The sequence below is a fragment of the Veronia pacifica genome (assembly GCF_001707825.1).
GTDB lineage: Bacteria > Pseudomonadota > Gammaproteobacteria > Enterobacterales > Vibrionaceae > Veronia > Veronia pacifica.
The window spans coordinates 227,468-248,280 of the sequence record NZ_LYBM01000001.1 but is presented as its reverse complement, the minus strand read 5'-3'; the positions used below and the strand labels follow the sequence as shown (position 1 = coordinate 248,280).

Here is a 20,813-nt window from a genome sequence, read left to right as displayed (position 1 = left end):
TGTGAAGTGCGGCAATGCGATTGAACATGCTGGTTTGTTTGAAAATTGATCTGAAGAGTTAATACCATCCACTTTTCTCTGACTAGCAAATTGCTCATCAGATTTGTTCATTGTTATTAATCGTCACAAAAACATGGCCGGTAAATAACAAAAGCGTTTTACCTCTCAAAAACAATAAAGACCATATTACTAGTCATATCCACCTGGAGACTTGCAAATCACTTTCTTGAAACCCATGTGATTCTGCAGCTATCAATGGTTAAACCTTTATAATAATTAAATTATTAATCCATTAGCCCTTTAAAGTAGTAAAAACACCTAAAAAGAACATGCCCTTAATTTAAGACATCAATTGCGCCCTCACTTTACATATTCAAAGCTAATAAAATTCAAATGTAAATTCCATGGAACTTTTATTGAAAAAAATTTTATATAAATAATTAGATCTCTATTTTTTAGCTTAAAAAATCAATCAGTTTAAAACGCTAAAAATTATATTATTCATATGGTTAACATATCATTTGAATCTCGACATTAAAACATTCGTGATATCCGTTGTTGTTAATAATTTGGATACGGCATCATCACAAGTTAGTCACATTTATATGAGAACCATCACCAGAATATTCAGTGTTGCTACATTCAGACCAATGCCACTTCTTCTCTTTTTATGGTCTTCAGTCGCTGTATTACTATTCTCAACTGAGATATCGGCAAACGAAAATAGAAATTTGTCAGAAACGAGAGCTACTGTAAAACAACAAGCCGTGTGGCCATTCGTTGTGGCTATCGTTCGATCAGAACAGTCAGTCGTTCTCGATGAATTAAAGTGTTACGGAGCGCTGATTCACAAGCGTTATGTCGTTATTCCCGGGATTTGCCTAAGCAGCAGTGACACTGACGGTAAAGTTGACGCCATCGTCGGATTCACAAAATTTGGCTCGGACCAAGGCACCCAACGAATTAAAGAAAAGAAGAGGTATTTCTTTAGTGAAGGTGCAGATTCGGATGACAATGCCCAAGTCAATAACATTGTATTGATAGAATTGACCAAAGATGCGGACGCATCCCCCATCATTCTGGAACTTGACCAAGAGACCAACACAGGTACAGCTGCGTTTTCCAGAGTCTCTTCACTCGATATCGGCCAAATACCACCAGTCATTAAATTTAGAACCACTGAATTTACAACGGTGAGAGATGAGGACTGCAGTTCTGGTTACTTCAATCCGTCAACCTATGTGTGTGCGAAACCCACAAACGATGAAGACAGCAGCGCCTCTTGCCTGTTTGACCGGGGAAGCCCGCTGATAGTTGATAATAATGGTCTCAGAAAGCTCATCGGAATTTACACTGGCACCACCTGTGCTATAAACACTGCATATTACCGTTTGAGCGACTTCAAGGATAAGATAGAAGCGATAATTGGAGGGGAAAATGTCAACAATGACCAAGCGTTAGAGCTTGAGTACCTCTCCGAAGGACAAACAACACAAGAACTGAAGATCAGCAATAACGTAAATCTCTCTTTTTCAATCACTTCCGTCACGACTCCCAGCGACATCACATTGCTCGAAAACAACTGCGAAGACAAGACATTATCACCTGGAAGTAGCTGTGACCTTCGCGTTAAGATTAACGTCGTCGGAGGTGACCAGACAAAGACTATCGATATTCAGACTGACGCTGTGGCGCTTCCCTCTTTCATCGTGACTACTCGTTATGAAGGTCTGATTGAAGGGTCCAATTCTCTCGTCAATATGGTGGAACTCAGAGGAAGAGAGGATTCACGGGTACCGGTCAAAGTTTACGTTAATCAGAACCCATGGCAAACAGATGGAACAGACGTTTTTCCCGCAGCGATAGAGCAAGGGCAGAAGTCCGTTATCATGTTCACCGACTTAAATGAGCGCAGATTTCAATTCGAGATCAAAGCACAGTCAAATAGCCAGCAGACCTTGGTAAGGTTACTGAAAAATCAGACACTGGTGGGAGAGGTAAAAGACACAGGTGGTACCTATCAGGCGAAAAATTTCCCGGACTCAACAGTATTTGTCTTTGAGTATGTACCCTCATCCTCAGACAATGATGAAGTGAAAGTGCAAAAAATTTCTGCCGGCACCATATCCCTCATCCCATTCGCTCTGTTATTGCTTTTCGCTGGTAGCAAAAGACGGAGTAATGTCAGCTAACGTGATTTTATAACCCTATGACGCAGGTTGAGTGACTCCTATCAGCCTGCGTCATAGACTGGGATTCAATTGTCTTGAAGTCTGTCAGATACTTGTAAAAAAGAGCCAGATATTTCCTGCATTTATCACCTGACGACGACAACGCGCATTTTAGAAACGGGTATATGAAAATCAATATAATTAGCGGACATGCATGACTTTCGATGGCTACTTTATTCAGGTATTGATTGTTTTATCTCCGACGCTGATCACTACAATAAATCCAATACATCCTCATCAAGAAAAGCACTCTCCTGCGTTTTCATCTGCCACTTAAATGGTATAAAAAATTCGACGAATATCTCAGGGTAAGTAGCAACAATGCTAAACGTTTTTCCGCACTCACGAAGGAGTATAAATACACATCCATCGCGATCGATTTACCGAAGATGATAATTTTCCATACCCATTGAAATGTATTGCAATTCAGACAACAAAAGAAGGCATTTACAGATAAGGTGACAGGTAAATAAATCTAAATAATGAGTTAGCCGTGACTGATCAGATGAAAGTCATCCTGAAGGGGAAGGCAGCAGTAACTTTGTGGCAACAAGGCAGGGATGCATGGAATCGCTGGGTTGGAGAGCACCCCGAAGCTGACATCAGCTTTGAATCTACTGATTTGTCCTCTTATCAACATATCAACTTTACGGGCTATCACTTCCCTAACGGTCTTATCTCGTTCAAAAAAACAATATTTGGTGATGGAGAAACTAACTTCGACAGAGCTAAATTTGGCCATTGTCAGGTCGATTTTACTGGTGCAATGTTCGGATTGGGAAAGTTGTCGTTTCTCTCATCAGAATTTGAAGCAGGACAGTTCAATTTCAACAATGTGCATTGCGGAGATACTGAAATTGTTTTCGATATGGCCGCTTTTGGTCATATTAATGCCGACTTTTCTCAAACCGAATTCGGAAAAGGAAATTTGAGTTTCAGACATGTCACATTTAGTGATGGGGATATCAACTTTTCGAATTCTCGTTTTGCAGGCGGAAATGTTAGCTTCTCAGATTCTGTTTTTAATACCGGCGATATTAATTTTTCAGGTACCCATTTCGGTAAAGGAAATACCCTATTTAAAGGCACACGTTTTATCGGCGGCAATGTGCATTTCATTGATGCATCATTTGAAGGCCCTCTCGTCTCTTTCTCTGAAACGCATTTTGGTGATACTGACGTTAATTTTTCAGATGCTTCGTTTGGAGACAGAAATGTTAACTTCGAACACGTGTTTTTTAAATGTGGCGATGTCGATTTTTCTGGCGCTCATTTTCACTGTAACGATGTTTCTTTTTTCGCTGCACGCTTTGAAATATGCAGAGTGAACTTTACCAGTGCTAAATTTCGCTGCGAAACATGCGAATTCAACAAAATGTACTTGGATCAGTCGCCCATTCGATTTAATAGCATTTTAATTGGGGCAGAAATCTTTGAGTTTGAGGATTCGATAATGAATCATTTTGTTGACCTAAGAGACATCATCATTGATGAGAATGTTCAAAAGTTGAGTTTCCGCCATACCGCTTTTCGCGACAGTCTCTCTTTTTCTATCTCAGGCTCATCTTCAATGATTCCTGACTTCACAGAGTCGCTATTACCCACCCAAGTCTGTGTGCCCATGCTGAATGTAGATCTCCTCATACAGAGGAAAGGAATATTCACAAAGGCACTGCGACCGAACGACAGTGAAAAACTACGCATACTCAGACGACTGGTTGAAAAGAGTGGGAATACCCGATTATCAAAAAAATTATGGAAGCTACAACGCAGAGCACAGCGCTGGCACACGTTAACAAGGTTAGAATCAGTTCTCGACATACTGGTCAGTTTCATCAGCGGTTACGGCCAATACGTTTGTCGACCTCTCTTCATCATTTTAGTGTTGATACTGCTACATACTGTCTTTTCGGTATCAGATTTTTCTCCACAAAGTCTTAACCAAAAAGACCTTGTCGCATCAGCAAAAGAGCTCTTGTTACTTACTCAACACGATTGGTTAGCAAGCCTGAGTTTTGCGATACATGAGCTGTTCCCATATTTACCGAACATCGGCTCTTTAAATAACCAAGATAGTATAACCAGTCATTCACTGACCACAGTGTTAACGCCACTGCCCACCTCAGTCCGAATCATTTGCCAATTTTTCTGCATCGTTTGTGCTGTCTCTGCTTTGATAGGCATTCGAAACGGATTTAAAGATTAAACGTATGGAAACATACAACCTGCTCGCTTTAATCGATATCGCCGCTGTTAACATATCAAGATACGTGAGTATCGTTATCTGATGTCATGAATCCACTGGCTACGTGGGGCAATCAGTTATTACATAGAGTATGGAGCCAGAGTTATGAACATACTCTCAACTTTTACGCCAAAGCGCACTTTTTCAGCACTTTAATATGAGATGTAAGAAACTCGCAACACTGTCACTAGAATATTAGCCACGTCTTATTTAATTCCTATGGAGTAAAGCCGTGAAGCCCTTATTTATTCTTTCTGCTATTACCGCTGCACTAATTTCCAACTCGGCCATTGCAACCCCGCCACAACAGTCAGATGCTTGGTATTCTCAAGGCCAGAATGCAATTAAAAAAGCAAAAGCAAATAAGCCAATTGTAGGGAAAGCCAAAAACGTTATCCTGTTCGTTGGTGACGGCATGAGTGTTGGCACCATGACTGCGGCACGAATCTATGCAGGCCAAATGCAGGGTAATCCGGGCGAGGAGAACAGCCTGATGATGGAGGCTCTGCCGCATGTTGCGCTAGCGAAAACATATAACACAGATATGCAAACACCCGACTCAGCAGGAACAGCAACTGCGATGGTCTCAGGTGTCAAAACGAAAGCCGGTGTCCTGAATATTAATGACAATGTAAAACGTGGCTTCTGTAGTACTGTCGATGGAAATAAAACCAAAACAATATTCCAGATGGCGGCAGAAAAAGGTAAAGCACTGGGTGTGATATCAACCGCCCGCTTGACCCATGCAACACCCGCAACCGCCTACGCGCATAGCCCGGACAGGGGCTGGGAAAACGACGGTAAAATCAGTAACGTCAATAGGATCCAAGGGTGTGTAGATATTGCCCGCCAGTTTGTTGAATTCGACCACGGAGATGGTTTTCAGGTGGCGTTTGGCGGTGGACGTCGTGAGTTCATTCCTGCTGAAATGGCGGATCCTGAAACTGAAGGGAAAAAAGGTAAACGTAAGGATGGCCGTAACCTGATTTCCGAATGGGAAACACGCTATCCCAACGGTCAATTCGTTTATGACCGCAAAGGTTTCGACACCATTAACGCTGCAGCGGCGGAACGTGTTTTTGGCCTATTCGAAAATAGTCATATGCAGTTCGAAGCGGACCGAAAAGAAGCGAATAACGAGCCGTCACTCGCTGAGATGACAGAAAAAGCCATTGATATTCTTAAGAAAGACAAAGATGGATACCTAATGATGGTAGAGGCAGGACGTATTGATCATGCTCACCATGGCGGGAATGCTGCAAGAGCTCTGGAAGACACGCTGGCGTTCGACAAAGCCATCGACGTTGCACTGAAAAAAACTAATCCAGAAGACACGCTGATTATTGTCACGGCGGATCATGCTCATACGCTTATCATGAATGGGTACTCTCAACGTGGTAACCCAATTCTTGGGCTGTCAAAAGCGAAGGGTAAATATAACGAAGACAAGGATGGCAAAAAGTACACCACGCTTGTTTACGGTAACGGTCCTGGTGCAGAAAACAGTGTGCGAGCTAATCCTAACGACGATGATGTTACCGCTATGGACTACAAACAGCAGGCATTGGTTCGTTTGAGCTCAGAAACACATTCAGGGGAGGACGTAACTATTTTTGCTCAGGGGCCTCAGGCTTGGCTGTTTCAGGGCACCGTCGAGCAAAGTTATATTTACCATGTCATCAATGATGCTGCGGGGCTGACTAACTAGTCCAGACAGTATGTATTACCTTCACTGACAATGATCGTATAAACGCGTACTGAAAAAAGCTAAATTCGACAAACGTTAGAAGGCACTTTATCTCACGAAGTGCCTTTCCTTTCGTCACACCCCGCTGTTTACTTTTACAAATTGCCCGTTCCGTTTATCGTTATAACTATCAGAAAAACAGAATCCTGAGCAAGTCATGCTTACCCGCTTTTTCACAGTTGTAGGATTGGCAATATTACTGTCAGGATGTGTTGTATATCCCTCTTCCCGAACCTATTTGGCACCTAATCCAGACGACGGCACATTGAGTCGCTCACAAGGTTGTGGCTATCAAAAAACAAAACTGGATACCTTGTCGCGTAAAACAAAAGATTATTATTTGGAAGTTAAACCCAATAATAGTAACGAACATTCGTTTTATGTGCATGTATATGTTCAATCAGAAAAGGATATTATCTCACTCAATGCCAGCAAGGTTGTCATTTTAGTGAATGGAAAACCGCAAGAGCCAGAGCATTTTACTGTCGATAAACGCCAGCCCAGAAGGGGGAGCGAATACTACAGTGCCTTTATCAATATTTTTTATCCTACAAATTTTGACTCAATTCAAACGCTAAGTGTCGAGTTTGGTGAATCCATGAAACTGAACGGCAGCCCGGAAGAGCAAACCCCGTTCAGGTTTGAGAAACAAACCGTCTCTGATTTTTATATGGCATCTATAAACTGTTAAATAGAAAATATTGAAATGAAGGCAACGCTATATCAAGCTCATAAAAAAAGAGGGCTTTTAAGCCCTCTTCAGATTGGCTAGCGGAGGTAAAACTCAATACAACTTCCATCTACTCCAGTCCAGAGATAGTCGTTATGAGCACACACTATGACCGCCTGATAGGCGTTATCTATTAAGGTGTGATTAAAGGTGCCATTTCGCACAATTTTTGTGGGTGATGAGCCACGAACATAAGAGTAATACGCAACATGATTAAAGGGCGAAGCAGAACTAAATATTGATTCAGTCCATCAAAACTCAACGAATCACCCGGTTCAGCATCTAAAAAGTAAACAATCTCTCCCTTGTGATCACTTCCTTTGTAGGTTTTTCCGTTAAGTTTTACCACTACTTCAGGCGCGTCATCTCTATCTCCTCGCACATGTAAATATTGTCGCTCAGGGAAACTGATCGAGTCGTTACCGTAGTAGTCATCGACAATGCGCGATGCACCTTGCGCCTTTACCGATATTTTTAAATCGCTTGTCTTAGAGGGCAAGGCAATATCCAGCTGAGCGCTATCCGTTATCATATTGCCCAAAACAACACTATTGGTGGAGATGTCAGTGATCGTCCAGTGATAAAAAAGTTCGCTATCATTACCATCAGAGACGTTAGCACTAGCAGCAAACACTGTACCCACTTCTGCCACCTCTGGGGCCATTCTCTCAAGTTTTGGTGCCTCAATAATGCTGCTTCTTTCTAGATTGGTTTTAACTTGCCAAAGATCGCTCTCACACTGATTCGGCCCTTCACACCAAGACAACCAAAAATGACCATAAAACGGATATTTGAAACGGATTATCTGGCTATCGGCATCGATACCCAGCAGTGCCTCAAAGAGAGTGATGTCATTGAAAGAGCGAATAGTATCCCACCGACCTGATGGTGAGTAATTACTGGCATCCATCTCAATACATTCATCAGGTTCAATGATTGTTGGCTCGTCACCCCATGCACCCGGCTCGATTCTGCGGCTATTCCCCTCATGGCATGCAGGAGACGACGCCGTTCCAGAAACGGTTAAACGGAGTGTCTTTATGACTGTTTGAGTACCATTGGTGAGAGTGACATTGATGTTCTGCACCTCAGCGGGCATATCATCCATAAGATAATCGAAATCCTTGAAGGGTCGATACGTTAACGTTTGTCTTGCTTTGTCAACAAGTAGGACACCCCGCTTTGGTTGCTCGACATCAATAAAACGCATGCCATCATCATCAATAAATTTGCTCGCAGGAATATCAATCGCCGTATTTTTATCGGTCACGACATCTATTTGTTCTGGATTAACTGCATGAATATTAATGTATAGACAATGAAAAAAACCATCGGGCAAGGTGGGATTATAGTTTCGCTTGTCCACGCAAGACTCCAGCACATACTGGCCTGGCGAGCTGGGTAAAAACTCATACTGTTTTCCCCCAAGTTTTGTCACTCCCACATCTGTAGTAGATCCGCTATCAGATTGCTTCTTCAGGGACCAAGTGTGACTGGCGATGATGTCATCGGACAAGCCTCTTAACCAAAAAGAAGCCGACTGATTAACAGGAACATAAACCTGGCTGGTTTGCTCAGTTAAGGAAGGATAAAAAGTGCTGTCACCCAGCTCGACTCGATAATTAGGATTGAGTTGTACGATAGATTTTTTGGGAATGTCAGAAACGGGTGACTCGCTGCCACCACAGGCTGTAAGGCTTATTAAAGCCCATAAAACATAAGATTTATGCATAACCTAACCCATTATTTTTAGATTGTTTTTTGCACAAACTAGCTTTTTATGTTTTAGACGGCAACGTTGGTAATCGTTTACATCATGTGTAAGGTCAAATGTGTTTTACTATATGTGAATCACATCAAACTCGATTGGATTATTGAGTTTTTACAGTATATTCCGACAGAATAACTTGAAACTTATTTCTTTGCCGTCACCTCAATTTCAATTTTCATTTCATCGTTCATTAATCGTGCTTCGTACATGGTCGCTGCAGGTCGAATATCGCCCAGCCATTTGGCAAGTACAGGCCAACAAGCTTCAAAGTTGTCTCTGTCAGGCAGTATATAAGTGACACGTACAATATCTGTCATATTGCAGTTTGCCTGCTCAAGCGCTTGTTGGATATTAACCATACATTGTTCAGCCTGAGCAGTGACATCATCACTGATTGTCATCGTGTTATAGTCGTAGCCCGTTGTACCGGATACAAAGACCCAGTTATCATCAACGACAGCACGGGAGTAGCCAATCAAAGCTTCAAACTCTGAACCACTTGAAATGAGCTTTCTGGTCATAAAAGTATCTCCAAATGCGTAAGGTATTTCAAAACTAACAGCCGTCGTTGCATTATCACTGTTTTTCAGTTGTATTTGCTAAAAATGTGTTTGAGCGAGAAGCACATCGCAAGCTGTGAAATTGATTAGTTGGCGTCATTCCTCACACAAAAAAGATATCACGTGAACCTGCGCTTATATTTTTCAGAGGTATCTTCGCAAACTGTGATTTATCTATCTCATCGATAAGGTTTCACACCGACTCTTTTTTTCATGCATGGGTATAGTGAAGAAAAGGTTTACGCGGAGAACAAAATGAAAAAGACAACAATTGCGATATTGACTGTGAGTCACTCAGCGATGCTTATTGTCGGATTTGCTCTGGGAATTTACGCATTACCTATTCTCATCGCACCACCCGCTCCGGATGGTGAAGCAATCGAAGCGGCTTCCGCAGCCACTGAGTACTCAGGTAAATTCGAACGTGACCGCATTGACAGCGATAATTTCCATTGGGGAGAAGGAGATGTATCCATCACTGATACACAAGTGGTTTTCTCCGGCGAACTGGCGCCCGGTCCTGATTATTATCTGTATTTCTCTCCCCAGTTCATTGAAACAGAAGAGGATTTCAACCGCCTAAAAACAGACATGTTACGCGCAGGGAACATTAAAACCTTCGATAACTTTATTGTCGACCTACCAGACACTATCGATCCGTCAAAATTTAATACCGTCATTGTTTGGTGTGAAACATTCGGAGAATTTATCACATCTGCACAATATACCCCGTACCAATGAAGAACCTTCTCTTACGGTTGCAGGCAAGATGAGGTCATTTTGAATGGCTGACGTACACCCAATATAAAGCACTGAGCTCACTGCACTATCGTTTTATGTACAAAGCATATGGCGGGTCATGTCGGTCGGCATATCGACCGACGAGTCCATCGATCGAACCTTTCTGATGAATAACACAGTTGCAGTTAACATATTTTTGCTGAACTATGTCAGGCATTATAAAAACCAATGCTTGTAAGGGCTGGACTCAACATACACAGCAAGGAAATCCACATGGAAAAAGGACACAACTTTGTTCAAGAAGGGCGTAAAGCTAATCTATTGAAAGAAGATATCAGTCTCCCTGCTGCCGTCATTTTCTCTGATCTTCTCGAACGCAACCTTGCTTGGATGCAGACGTTCTGCGACAAACGTAATGTTCGTTTTGCCCCTCATGCTAAAACGACTATGTCGCCTTATATTTTTACCCGTCAGCGTGAAATGGGAGCATGGGGTTTGACCCTGGCAACACCGATACAGATTTATAATGCGTACCAGACAGGTGCCAAAAACTTGCTGATGGCTAACCAACTAGTCGGTCAGGCAAACATGCGTATCATCTCTCAGCTACTCTCTGATGAAGACGTTCAGTTTTGCTGTGTTGTCGACTCAATAGACAACGTGAAGCAATTGGCCGATTTTTTCTCAGCGGCTGATCAACAGATAGATGTATTAATTGAGTTGGGTACAGAAGGCGGTCGATGCGGCTGCAGAAGTGACGAGCAGGTCCAACAACTTGTTACTGAGATCTCAAAGCATCACGCGGTTCGCCTGAAAGGCATTGAATTCTACGAGGGTGTGATTAAGGGAGAGAATCCAGTTAATGAAGTATCACGCTTTATTGAGCGGGCAGTAGACACCACTCTCCTACTCCTTCATCAGTCTGCCTTTGATACTGACGAGGTCTTTCTCACCGGAGCAGGCTCTGCATGGTACGATGTCGTCGCGGACATTATTAGTCACGCCATTCTGCCTGACAACATTTTTCCTGTTCTCAGACCCGGTTGTTATATCACTCATGACGAGGGTATTTATCAGCAAGCGCAGGATAAAGTGATAGAGAGAGATGACATAGCTGGTTCTGTTCCCGGCCAGCTACTCAACTGCCTTGAGGTTTGGGCGTATATCTGTTCGGTGCCTGAGCCGGGAAAAATTATAGTGAATATCGGTAAACGGGACATCGCGTTTGACGCTGGATATCCGAAACCGATACGTCATTACCGCAATCAAGTTGGCCAGAAAACTGAGATGTTCAAATGGCAGGTCACTGGCATTATGGATCAACATTTAATGATTGATATACCGACTAACAGTAATGTGTTGCCGGGAGACATTGTCGCATTTAGTCAAAGCCATCCTTGCTTAACGATGGACAAATGGCGACAAATACACCTTGTTGATTACTCATTCAATCTGCTGGACACCATCAAAACAAAGTTTTAAATGACGTAGTTTTAGCAATACGCCCAACGTGGGTAGACACTAGCGCAACCTCACAGTAGGCCTGTCCGTAGCCACACTAGATGTTGCACCATTGGGTAAAATGGGATGCATTCAGTCGTGGGGGATGGTATCCAAGACCGCAGCCCGATGCTCATGCTGCTGGAAAAAACGACATAAGTTAGTATGTTCAGACCAATCATGAAGCGAACGAAAATTGACCCAATCCAGCAAACAGTAAAGAGCAATTGACGGAAAGTCCCATTCCGAAAATTGGCCCCGAGCAGCCTGGTCATCAAGGTAGTTAAAGAGCACCCCCGCCCGTTCTCTTTGAAGATTGAAGACAAACTTATCATCGCCAGTTTTAAAGCCTGAACGCTTCATAGTCATCACTTGCACCATCGTATCGTTGACCGTATTGATACACGTTAGCAGGTTCTCCTGCTGCCAATCGAGAACTGGATAGGTATATTTTTCTGATAGGTATCGATAGATGACACTAGAATCGAAAATTATCTGACCGTCATCATCTAGCATGGGAATCTTCAAGGTGGGATTAATTTTCGTCAATACTGCCCTATCTTCAGACCCAAAAATATTTAAAGGTATAAATTCGAAATCTCTTTCTGCCAGTAAGATACGTATGCGTCTTACATAGGGTGACGGGTGCGAGCCGAATAAAGTTAGCATTGCTTCTCCGAATTATCATTTGCGGAAAGATGACTATATTCAACTCTTAATGACACTCTGGTCAAATACATCTATCAAAGCGAAATGAGAGCAACGCAAATGAGCGACTCATATCACTGGTGAAGTGACGAAACGATGTTGTTGATTAACGTAGAGACGAGTCGACGAAGACACTATGGATCAATAGTGCAGGATGATTTTAACACTTTAAAACTGTATATATTAAGATAAAAGCTGCTGTTCCGTTAGCAGGATACTCAGGCAGTATACGGAACAGCAGAAAGTGGATCATACTGCCGTTTCTCTAATACCCGTCCTTTTCTCATTCCACGATTGCGCCACCCAGATGGCAGTAACATATGCACAAAAAAGCACTATCTCTACAAACTGAAGCCAAGGTATGTTTGTCAAATCGACATCTCCCCAGAGGAATACCAGAGCAAAAGCGACAACCCGAGATATTGGCAATAAAAACTGTTTTTTCCCTTCCATTATCGTTGTATACGTTGCGATATTAAGAAGGATGAAACCACCAATCACATAAATATGTGTTGCGCTGAGGTCGGGTAATGTGAGGAAGAAAATGGCTACCAGCGTCGTTGCGAGACCAAGTTCTAAAGTTGACCAAACAATAAGAGGTAATGAAATTTTAGGATCAAATTTCTCGAGCTTGGAAACATGCTCAATTTTATTACTTGGGAATTTCTTAGCCACGTCATCAGGTCGCCAATTTGTAGACTTGTACCAAACTCCAAATTTATCAGACCATTTCTTAGTATGTATACTGTCCCTCATCATTTTAGTCCAATGCATAAAATCAATCTTAATTGGATTCCAGGTTTCTACTGGCTGAGTAACACCATATACCTCTTCGACGCCGGATATTTTTAGCTGGAATGTACCAAACATTTGATCCCAAATGCTAAACCAGGCACCAAAATTCTTATCCATATATTCTTTATTCATTGCATGATGAATACTGTGCTGTTGCGGCGTCATAATAACGTATTCCAGCCACCCAAGACTCCCAATTAACTGAGTGTGATACCAATATTGATAAAATAAATGCACAAACCCAATGATAGCGACCATCTCTGTTGGGATACCCATAATAGCTGCAGGTATTAACGCCACGCTCTGATAATTAATAAATCCATTTACAGGCTGCCTAAGCGCAACAGGTAAATTGAACTCCTCACTACTATGATGTATTAAATGGAGTTGCCAGAGACCATTTATCTTATGATTCCATCTATGTATCCAATAGGCAGAAAAATCCTTTAGAAGGATCACAATTATCCACGCTAACCACGATTCTGATGAAATATCAAAAAGTGCTACTCGGGCTACAAGCCAATCGTAAGGTACCAATACAAATATCAGACCAATAGTCGAAAATGTTATATTCCCGAGGCCTGAGCTCAGTGAGCTAATAACATCAGGGAGACTCGGATAGACATCCTTTTTCATAATACGAGATGCAATAAACTCAATCGAAATCAGCAGCACGAAACTCGGCACAGCAATGAACAAACTCTCTTGAAAAGTCATCTTCCCACCGGAATGCTTAAAAAACGTAACCCTAATGTGGTCAAGCAGCTGTCGTTGTTCCAATGAATAGATTGGTCACAACCAATGAAAAGGTAAAAAAATAATAATTTCAGTATATTAAATTAGAAAAAACAGAGTAATGAATTTATTCATTTTATATTTTCATTACTCTTTCTGTACTCAGTCGGTGTTATACCACAGTTATCTTTAAAAGCTTTATTAAATGTAGAGAGGTTTTTATAACCCACTTCAATTGATACCTTTAGAATAGTATCTTGATTGCCCTTTTCCAATAATCGGCCCTTTGCTTCTTCGATACGATATCTATTGAGGAATGCGTGAAAGTTTTTGTAGCCTAACCCTTTATTAATCGCATTCCTAACTCGATATATTGGTATACCTAATTTTTCAGATAAATTCGTTAATGATAAGTCAATATCACGATAGAGAAACTCTTTATGCATTTTATTTTCTAACAACTCTAAATCAAATTGATATTCTTCAGATGATTTTATTTCATTATTTTCTACACTAGGTATTAATGGATCTATATCTTGTCTTATTTCAAGAAAACTCACTAATATTACTATTCCATGAATAATAATGGCAACGGCGATAATAAAATCACTTGCTGAAGAATAAGATCTATCAAAGATACTATTTCCAACAAAATGTAAAATAATACATAAAATAATTGTAGGCCCAGTCACTACTAGAAGAAATAATCTTGAAAGCCTTCTTATATAAATAAGATCACTTGACCAATTCTTAAACATAATCCAATATGCATAAATGACGCAAAGAGTATCAAGGGAAAACTGGATGCTTGTTATATAGTAAAAGTACATAGAATCATGCGTTTTACTATTTTTTACTGGGCCTAGATACATAAATGAAATATAAAACAGAATACTTATTATAAGTGCTGATTTTTCAACCCATGTAAGTTGAAATCCATCCTCAAACTGTAGTCTCATACAGATCAAAAAAAGTACTGGCGTGAAATATTCAATACCATTCACCCAATGTAACCAATAACCAATTGAATTAGAGAATGTTGTTCTTACAATGTGGCTAAGAATACAAACGATAAAGGCAAGATTCCAAAGACTTAGATAAGATGTTGGTAGCTTCTTATATTGTTTTATCAGAACTAATCCAAGTATCAAAAGTACTGTGAAAGAAGACATATATGTTGGTAATAATAATTCTTTCATTTTCTCGGTATTTTCACATGTTAAATTAATATAGAAAACTGAAATTATTGATAAAATCCAAATAATTACATATCTTTCTGTAAGTTTGACTAAATAATCTTAGATACTGAAAAACTAGTAAAAATTTTCTGTTTTTACCTGTGGAAATTCATTTTTGTTCAAAAAATCCCTACAATCTTACCTCTTATTAACACTTTCACATGTAACGTATTTGAGTTTTAGTAACTTATCACCAACACTGATCGTCGATTCTTTGTACAACTTTTTTTGTTTTAATTAACTGAACTTCACAAACAAAATCTGACTATTTTTTCTGCTAGATGGTTGCAGCAAGTTGCTCTAAAATGCCGCGGTTATTAGAGGAGCAACACTATGTCTAACCATCAGGCGTTGCCAGCGCGCAACACCTCAGAGGCACTTCGCCTCTTCACTTTGTTTTCAATTATTTTCCTAGGCTCAGCAGGTTTTTTTATCACCATTCCGTCATACGTTGGCCTCTTTTTAGGGACAGCAGAGGGAATGACAGATCCGAGTATGACTATTGAAGATCGTCGACAGCTTTTCGGTCTGGTCATGTCTGCAGCCCCTTTTATTTCAATGCTATTTACACCTTTTTTAGCCCGTTTATCGGACAGTATTTCCAGAAAATTCATGATGTCTTTCTGTCTGATCATCGCGTCGATTGGCTTTGTCATGCCGGTAATGGCTATCGCAGCAAGCTCAGTGATTCTGCTTTTTGCAGGAAACATGATCAATAGCTTAGGCTCGGCAAGCCAACCCATTGCACAAGCAGAACTGGCTAACATGGCAGAGGGTACTCGCCGTGCCAGACTCATGAGTTTAGTTGGTGTCGTCATGACAGCAGCAATGTCCTTTGGACCGGCACTGGGTAGCAAACTGAGTGCAGAATTTGGCATATCAGCACCCTTTTATGCTTGCCTATTGATCGCTATCTTTAATCTCTTCCTTTTACAATTTATACCCATGTCTACCAAGGCAGTAGCAAGAGAAAATCCTCTGTCACTAATCGCTCCATTACGTCGTAGTCGTCACGGACTCATTGCCTCACTCGGGCTCATCTTTACTTGTCAGTTTTGCTGGAGTCTTTACTTCCAAAGTGTATCGTTTATTTTGCCAGAAGTATTTGGTCACTCAGTGGAAAGCAGTCAATATCAGTGGCTGATGTCAACCATAGGCATTGTGATGATAGGCTCATTGCTTTTACTGCCATCCGCGATGTTGAAGCAGTGGCCGCTTGAAAAATGCCTCCGTACAGGCCTTGTGATCGCCGCATCCGGTATGTTTGTCTTGACGCTATGTGCTGAATTCTGGATGCATATGGTGGTGCTGATACCGACGATAATCGCTGTCGCGGTGCTCTACCCTTTCTATCTGACAAAACTTTCTGTGTCGGCATCTGAAAAGGATCAAGGGTGGGCGATGGCACTTGCAAGTGCAGCGATTGGATTGGCATGGACACTCAGTGGATACATAACAGCTATGATGGTAAATGTTGCTCTGTATTTGCCATTGTGGATTGCTGGCGCGGGCTTATTCTCGGCGCTCTTGCTCACTAAAACGAAAAAGTCATCATGAATACATCCTTTGAGTCACTGTTAAAGTTTCAAGAAGTCGCCAATATTCTGCCCGAAAAGTTCCAGTTTGGTAGAGCGTTGGTTGTTGATTTATCGCGCACCAGCAAGATATGGCAGCAAGCAGCTGCTGAGAAAAAGGATGTCGACACTTGGGTATTATCCCAGATGGCTGAAAGACAGGCCGTCATGTCAATTGGTCGCTACAACGAACAACGACCGATATACGAAAACACAGAACAGTTTGCGGATACACCTTCTCGTGATCTGCACATTGGCCTCGATTTGGGGGTACCATCAGGCACACCGTGTTTTAGTCCTCTGAAAGCAACCGTGCACAGTGTGGCTGACCACCAACATCAGGGAGACTATGGTCCTACAGTTATCTTGCGCCATCAGATTGAGAAGGTCGTTTTCTTCACCCTTTTTGGACATCTGGCGAGTGAAACTTTATCTCATCTCACTCCCGGTCAAACACTTGCTGCTGGTGAGCTACTTGGTTGGGTCGGAGAAAAGTCAGAAAACGGAGGATGGGCACCTCACCTTCACCTTCAGATAATCAAAGAGCTTGGTGAATATACAGACGACTATCCCGGTGTCGCTTTTATGTCAGACTCTGAATACATGTTAGCGAACTGCCCAAATCCAAATTTATTAATTCGTCGTGACGATATTTAGACGTGGTTGAAGCAACTGACGTTTAAACACATGCTTTTTCGACTTTGAAAGCTAACGTTATCAATAGCAGAGCCACTTACCGACAGTGGCTCTGCTAAATCTCAACCGCTGGTTGAGAATGACGAAATCCGTTAATAATATTTTCAATCATAAGCTTACTCTGGCTGACGATAGGCATTTGTCTGCCTTTAGACAGTACTCTCATCCCCTGTAACTGGGTTATCATCATCCCAGATGCTCCTGAAACGTCAGTATCTCCTCGAATAATACCTCGCTCGATATCGTTTTTTAGCGCGTTTGACACCGCTTCCTCCATCGCGACAAAGAAGCTATTACATATTTCAATAACCTCATCATCACAATACCCTCTCTCTATGAGAGCATTCTGAAGCAAGCAGCCAAAGGGTTCTTCTTCCAGGAGGGATAAGTAGCTGTTTATATATTTAATTATCTCATTTATGCCTGCATTAGACGACTTTAACGGCTCAAGAGACGGTAACATGTCGGCTATCAGATAGTGACTCAGGGACTCTCTGTACAGTGTCTCCTTATCGGTGAAACTGTCATACAGGCTGAATCGGTTTATTTTTAGCTCTTCGACAAGATCTGCAATAGATGTCTGGGAAAAGCCTTTTCGTCTAAAAAGATTCATTGCCTCAATGAGCTTTTCCTCACGGACAAATTTTTTTGTTCTCGCCATGCCTTGTATTCTCTTGATTGCAATTTTTGACCTGAACTTCCGTACTGTAAATCTGTACAACATCATTGACTACAACAAGCATTCGGGTTAAATTTTAACCTGAACGTACATTCTGAAATTGGTTTTTATGAAACTATATCATAGAGTAGGAACACCAAGTTCGAGTCGAGTTAAGATTTTCTTGCGACTGAAGGGTATCTCCGTCGACGAGATAGATGTAGACATTCGAGGCAGAGAGAACCTAACTGATACATTTTTGTTGAAAAGCATCACAGGTCTCACTCCGGTTCTGGAATTGGATAACGGCGATAACATTAGCGAGACTATTTCGATATGCCGTTACATAGAAGCCATATCGCCTGATGACGATTCTCTGTTCGGTACAAACCCACTCGAGCAAGCCAAAATTGACATGTGGCAACGTATTATCGAATTGCACGGCTTACACATGGCTTTTGACGCCTTTCGTAATATCAATCAGGTATGCGGAGACCGCGAGAATTGCATTGAAGAATGGGGCTATGAAGCGAGAGACCGTCTTATACACTTTCTTCCGAAAATTGAATTACAACTCAGCCATCATCCCTACATCGCTGGTGACACCTTCAGTGTTGCTGATATTACTGCATTCGTACTGGTTGATTTCTTACCTTATGTTGATGTGTTCATTGACGAGGCTTACCCAAATATGCTGACCTGGCATTCAACACTTACCGAAATCCCCGCTTTCCAGACTGCCTAAACACCCGTCACCAGATAGGTATTATCATGTAAATCGTGCATTTACATCTCTTTATCCGGCTTGTCAGCAAGCTAAAACGATAGTTAATACGTATAACGTGCCTTAAAACACCGTTTAGCTGAATCACATATATTCTCTACGGTACTCTCAGGTAGTACCACTCAACGAAGCAGTCTTGTAATAGGCATTTTTGTTAATTATCAACAAGGAATTAGAATGATTGACCTCTATACAGCCGCGACGCCCAACGGTTACAAAATATCTATTGCATTGGAGGAGTTGAACATCCCATACACGGTTCATCATCTTGATCTACAGGCAAATGAGCAAAAAACTCCTGAGTTTTTAGCCATCAACCCTAACGGACGTATACCCGCCATTGTCGATAGAGAAAAAGATGATTTCGCTGTGTTCGAATCGGGTGCCATCCTATTGTACCTCGCCGAAAAAGCGGGAAAGTTATTGCCTTCAGATACAAAGAAACGCTCCGTCACTATCCAATGGCTTATGTTTCAGATGGGCGGCGTTGGTCCAATGATGGGTCAAGCGAATGTGTTTCATCGTTACTTTCCAGAGAAAATTCCGGTTGTGATAAGCCGCTATCAAAATGAGGGACGAAGATTATTTGAAGTACTCAACCAGCAACTCGCTGACAATACCTACCTTGCAGGAGATGAATACACCATCGCCGACATTGCAACATGGCCGTGGGTACGCATCCACGAATGGAGTGGTATCAGTGTTGAGGGACTCGACCACCTCGTCGCCTGGATGGAGCGTATCGCCGAACGTCCAGCAGTTCAGGCTGGAATGATGGCTCCTCCACCCTCTGACATTTCTGATGAAGAGAGAGCAAAACAAATCAGTAAAATAATAGCGAAATAAGATTTATTGTTTCTGTGCGCGAGCGATATTTCAGTGAAAGATAAGCCCTATTAGGTTCATCCTTACTGTCAATTCGCTCGTGCAGCGACTCATTTTTCCTAAATACAGCAGGTTGATTTACGTTTTTCGATGATGGTGGTTGAATCAAAGCCGACAAAAGCATTGAACGCGGCGGTAAATATCACGCCTGCCGACAGTTGGTTTTTATCCATTCAAGGTAGTCTGCCGCACCGTCCATTACTGGCAACATCACAATTTCAGGTACTTCGTAGGAATGGAGTGATAAAATACGCGCACATAGTCCATCAAATAGTGCCCGCCGAGTCTTAATTAATACCAGCTTTTCATCGTCTGACTGAATTTCACCTTGCCAGTTATAGAAGCTTTGAACTGGATAAACCTGAATACAAGCAGCCCATTTTTCCTCAAGCAAGGTATGAATCAATAATTTTCCCATCGCATCATCAGAATAAGTCGTGAATACAACAGCAAACTTTTCTGAGTCACTAGGTAGCGTATTTTTAGCCATCTCTGTCTCATTACACATATATGGTAACTCGAGTGTAGTCGGCTCTCATTAAAAGGAGGTGTAGTAATAGAGAGGTCGAGACAAAAACGTAAGGCAGCAGCCAGATACATCTCGTAACGACCTGGCTACATTATTAATCTAATTAACGGCCATCATTTTATCATCACGCATAAGGTGTAACGCACTGCGTATAACCCTCCAGTGCAAGAGCCAGAGAATAATTGCAACTAGACCCGCAATTGACCCAATAGCGAATGGAAGTAGAGAAACAATTTGTGCCGCACACCAACCATAGCCCAACCATAAACCATTCGTTTTTAATGCTGTCAAAGATGGTCTTTTTACTCGCTCCTTATCGAGTGCATCCGCGACGTTTTTCATAATAAAAAAGTCTTCGATAAAGTTATATGGAATAAGAAACATCAACCAGACACTGCTGGCTTTTACGTCTCTGGAATTTGGGCTCACAGATAACATCACCCGATACAGATCACGGCAATAAAAGTACACCAGTAGAAGAAAGCTACACGCAATGATGATAGAGCCCGTTGTCCCAAACAGCGACAATTCGTCCATAATACCGCCTGAAAGGCCATCACCAACAAATGGATAGACCAGACCGTAGGCAACGGGTATCGAGAGAAGTATTTTTATTAATATCAGTAGCATATCCCTTGTGCTCCTATTTTATGAATATTAGAAGAAATATTTAATAGGTTTTGCCA

Annotated in this window: 18 protein-coding genes; 10 read left to right on the top strand and 8 right to left on the bottom strand. The window is 41.7% G+C overall.

What is annotated here, in order from left to right; genetic code table 11:
• Positions 1–605: 605 nt before the first annotated feature.
• The 4 genes from A8L45_RS01095 to A8L45_RS01080 all read left to right on the top strand — a co-directional run bounded on the left by A8L45_RS01095 (position 606) and on the right by A8L45_RS01080 (position 6,914).
• Positions 606–2,192: a S1 family serine peptidase gene (locus A8L45_RS01095; RefSeq protein WP_068898333.1), complete on the top strand. Its 1,587-nt coding sequence runs from the start codon at positions 606–608 to the stop codon at positions 2,190–2,192.
• 532 nt (positions 2,193–2,724) lie between these two features.
• Positions 2,725–4,437: a pentapeptide repeat-containing protein gene (locus A8L45_RS01090; protein ID WP_068898331.1), complete on the top strand. Its 1,713-nt coding sequence runs from the start codon at positions 2,725–2,727 to the stop codon at positions 4,435–4,437.
• A 271-nt stretch (positions 4,438–4,708) separates the two neighbouring features.
• Complete coding sequence (locus tag A8L45_RS01085) at positions 4,709–6,184, top strand: alkaline phosphatase (protein WP_068898328.1); 1,476 nt, start codon at positions 4,709–4,711, stop codon at positions 6,182–6,184.
• Between the two features lie 196 nt (positions 6,185–6,380).
• The gene (locus A8L45_RS01080) at positions 6,381–6,914 is read left to right on the top strand and encodes a hypothetical protein (protein WP_068898326.1); all 534 of its coding nucleotides are present in this window, start codon (positions 6,381–6,383) and stop codon (positions 6,912–6,914) included.
• A 172-nt stretch (positions 6,915–7,086) separates the two neighbouring features.
• Here the strand turns inward: A8L45_RS01080 and A8L45_RS01075 are convergent, their stop codons facing one another.
• A complete protein-coding gene (locus A8L45_RS01075) occupies positions 7,087–8,685 on the bottom strand; it encodes a hypothetical protein (protein ID WP_068898324.1) in 1,599 nt (532 codons plus the stop codon).
• A gap of 182 nt (positions 8,686–8,867) precedes the next feature.
• On the bottom strand, positions 8,868–9,245 hold the full coding sequence (locus A8L45_RS01070) for a RidA family protein (RefSeq protein WP_068898322.1): 378 nt from the start codon (positions 9,243–9,245) through the stop codon (positions 8,868–8,870).
• A gap of 294 nt (positions 9,246–9,539) precedes the next feature.
• Between A8L45_RS01070 and A8L45_RS01065 the strand changes: the two genes are divergently transcribed.
• Together A8L45_RS01065 and A8L45_RS01060 are read left to right on the top strand one after the other, a co-directional pair.
• Complete coding sequence (locus tag A8L45_RS01065) at positions 9,540–10,025, top strand: DM13 domain-containing protein (protein WP_068898319.1); 486 nt, start codon at positions 9,540–9,542, stop codon at positions 10,023–10,025.
• Between the two features lie 273 nt (positions 10,026–10,298).
• Complete coding sequence (locus A8L45_RS01060) at positions 10,299–11,507, top strand: amino acid deaminase (protein ID WP_175401865.1); 1,209 nt, start codon at positions 10,299–10,301, stop codon at positions 11,505–11,507.
• Positions 11,508–11,618: 111 nt separating this feature from the next.
• On the opposite strand, the gene A8L45_RS01055 is transcribed toward A8L45_RS01060, so the two are convergent.
• The 3 genes from A8L45_RS01055 to A8L45_RS01045 form a co-directional block, all read right to left on the bottom strand.
• Positions 11,619–12,194 carry a glutathione S-transferase family protein gene (locus A8L45_RS01055; protein WP_068898315.1) on the bottom strand — a complete coding sequence of 192 codons (576 nt, stop codon included), beginning with the start codon at positions 12,192–12,194 and terminating at the stop codon, positions 11,619–11,621.
• 288 nt (positions 12,195–12,482) lie between these two features.
• The gene (locus tag A8L45_RS01050) at positions 12,483–13,745 is read right to left on the bottom strand and encodes a sterol desaturase family protein (protein WP_068898312.1); all 1,263 of its coding nucleotides are present in this window, start codon (positions 13,743–13,745) and stop codon (positions 12,483–12,485) included.
• Positions 13,746–13,894: 149 nt separating this feature from the next.
• Positions 13,895–14,962 (bottom strand): helix-turn-helix domain-containing protein, encoded by a 1,068-nt coding sequence (locus A8L45_RS01045; RefSeq protein WP_083228130.1) that lies wholly within the window; start codon positions 14,960–14,962, stop codon positions 13,895–13,897.
• Positions 14,963–15,334: 372 nt separating this feature from the next.
• Between A8L45_RS01045 and A8L45_RS01040 the strand changes: the two genes are divergently transcribed.
• Positions 15,335–16,558: an MFS transporter gene (locus A8L45_RS01040; protein ID WP_068898307.1), complete on the top strand. Its 1,224-nt coding sequence runs from the start codon at positions 15,335–15,337 to the stop codon at positions 16,556–16,558.
• Positions 16,555–17,232 (top strand): peptidoglycan DD-metalloendopeptidase family protein, encoded by a 678-nt coding sequence (locus A8L45_RS01035; RefSeq protein WP_068898305.1) that lies wholly within the window; start codon positions 16,555–16,557, stop codon positions 17,230–17,232. Before A8L45_RS01040 ends, A8L45_RS01035 begins: the two co-directional genes overlap by 4 nt.
• Before the next feature lie 94 nt (positions 17,233–17,326).
• Here the strand turns inward: A8L45_RS01035 and A8L45_RS01030 are convergent, their stop codons facing one another.
• Positions 17,327–17,932, bottom strand: a complete 606-nt coding sequence (locus tag A8L45_RS01030; RefSeq protein ID WP_068898492.1) for a TetR/AcrR family transcriptional regulator — start codon at positions 17,930–17,932, stop codon at positions 17,327–17,329.
• Between the two features lie 127 nt (positions 17,933–18,059).
• Between A8L45_RS01030 and A8L45_RS01025 the strand changes: the two genes are divergently transcribed.
• Both A8L45_RS01025 and A8L45_RS01020 read left to right on the top strand, forming a co-directional pair.
• Entirely contained in the window at positions 18,060–18,674 is a 615-nt protein-coding gene (locus tag A8L45_RS01025; RefSeq protein ID WP_068898303.1) for a glutathione S-transferase family protein, read from the top strand.
• 216 nt (positions 18,675–18,890) lie between these two features.
• Positions 18,891–19,559, top strand: coding sequence for a glutathione S-transferase family protein (locus A8L45_RS01020; RefSeq protein WP_068898301.1), 669 nt, complete (start codon positions 18,891–18,893; stop codon positions 19,557–19,559).
• Positions 19,560–19,740: 181 nt separating this feature from the next.
• Here the strand turns inward: A8L45_RS01020 and cutA are convergent, their stop codons facing one another.
• Both cutA and A8L45_RS01010 read right to left on the bottom strand, forming a co-directional pair.
• Positions 19,741–20,088: a divalent-cation tolerance protein CutA gene (cutA, locus tag A8L45_RS01015; protein ID WP_068898299.1), complete on the bottom strand. Its 348-nt coding sequence runs from the start codon at positions 20,086–20,088 to the stop codon at positions 19,741–19,743.
• A gap of 138 nt (positions 20,089–20,226) precedes the next feature.
• A complete protein-coding gene (locus A8L45_RS01010) occupies positions 20,227–20,757 on the bottom strand; it encodes a hypothetical protein (protein ID WP_068898296.1) in 531 nt (176 codons plus the stop codon).
• Positions 20,758–20,813 lie beyond the last annotated feature (56 nt).

Coding starts and splice junctions, on each gene's coding strand:
- A8L45_RS01095 (WP_068898333.1), top strand. CDS start 606: ATGAGAACCATCACCAGAATATTCAGTGTTGCTACATTCAGACCAATG.
- A8L45_RS01080 (WP_068898326.1), top strand. CDS start 6,381: ATGCTTACCCGCTTTTTCACAGTTGTAGGATTGGCAATATTACTGTCA.
- A8L45_RS01075 (WP_068898324.1), bottom strand. CDS start 8,685: ATGCATAAATCTTATGTTTTATGGGCTTTAATAAGCCTTACAGCCTGT.
- A8L45_RS01070 (WP_068898322.1), bottom strand. CDS start 9,245: ATGACCAGAAAGCTCATTTCAAGTGGTTCAGAGTTTGAAGCTTTGATT.
- A8L45_RS01065 (WP_068898319.1), top strand. CDS start 9,540: ATGAAAAAGACAACAATTGCGATATTGACTGTGAGTCACTCAGCGATG.
- A8L45_RS01060 (WP_175401865.1), top strand. CDS start 10,299: ATGGAAAAAGGACACAACTTTGTTCAAGAAGGGCGTAAAGCTAATCTA.
- A8L45_RS01055 (WP_068898315.1), bottom strand. CDS start 12,194: ATGCTAACTTTATTCGGCTCGCACCCGTCACCCTATGTAAGACGCATA.
- A8L45_RS01050 (WP_068898312.1), bottom strand. CDS start 13,745: ATGACTTTTCAAGAGAGTTTGTTCATTGCTGTGCCGAGTTTCGTGCTG.
- A8L45_RS01045 (WP_083228130.1), bottom strand. CDS start 14,962: ATGAAAGAATTATTATTACCAACATATATGTCTTCTTTCACAGTACTT.
- A8L45_RS01040 (WP_068898307.1), top strand. CDS start 15,335: ATGTCTAACCATCAGGCGTTGCCAGCGCGCAACACCTCAGAGGCACTT.
- A8L45_RS01035 (WP_068898305.1), top strand. CDS start 16,555: ATGAATACATCCTTTGAGTCACTGTTAAAGTTTCAAGAAGTCGCCAAT.
- A8L45_RS01030 (WP_068898492.1), bottom strand. CDS start 17,932: ATGGCGAGAACAAAAAAATTTGTCCGTGAGGAAAAGCTCATTGAGGCA.
- A8L45_RS01025 (WP_068898303.1), top strand. CDS start 18,060: ATGAAACTATATCATAGAGTAGGAACACCAAGTTCGAGTCGAGTTAAG.
- A8L45_RS01020 (WP_068898301.1), top strand. CDS start 18,891: ATGATTGACCTCTATACAGCCGCGACGCCCAACGGTTACAAAATATCT.
- cutA (WP_068898299.1), bottom strand. CDS start 20,088: ATGGCTAAAAATACGCTACCTAGTGACTCAGAAAAGTTTGCTGTTGTA.
- A8L45_RS01010 (WP_068898296.1), bottom strand. CDS start 20,757: ATGCTACTGATATTAATAAAAATACTTCTCTCGATACCCGTTGCCTAC.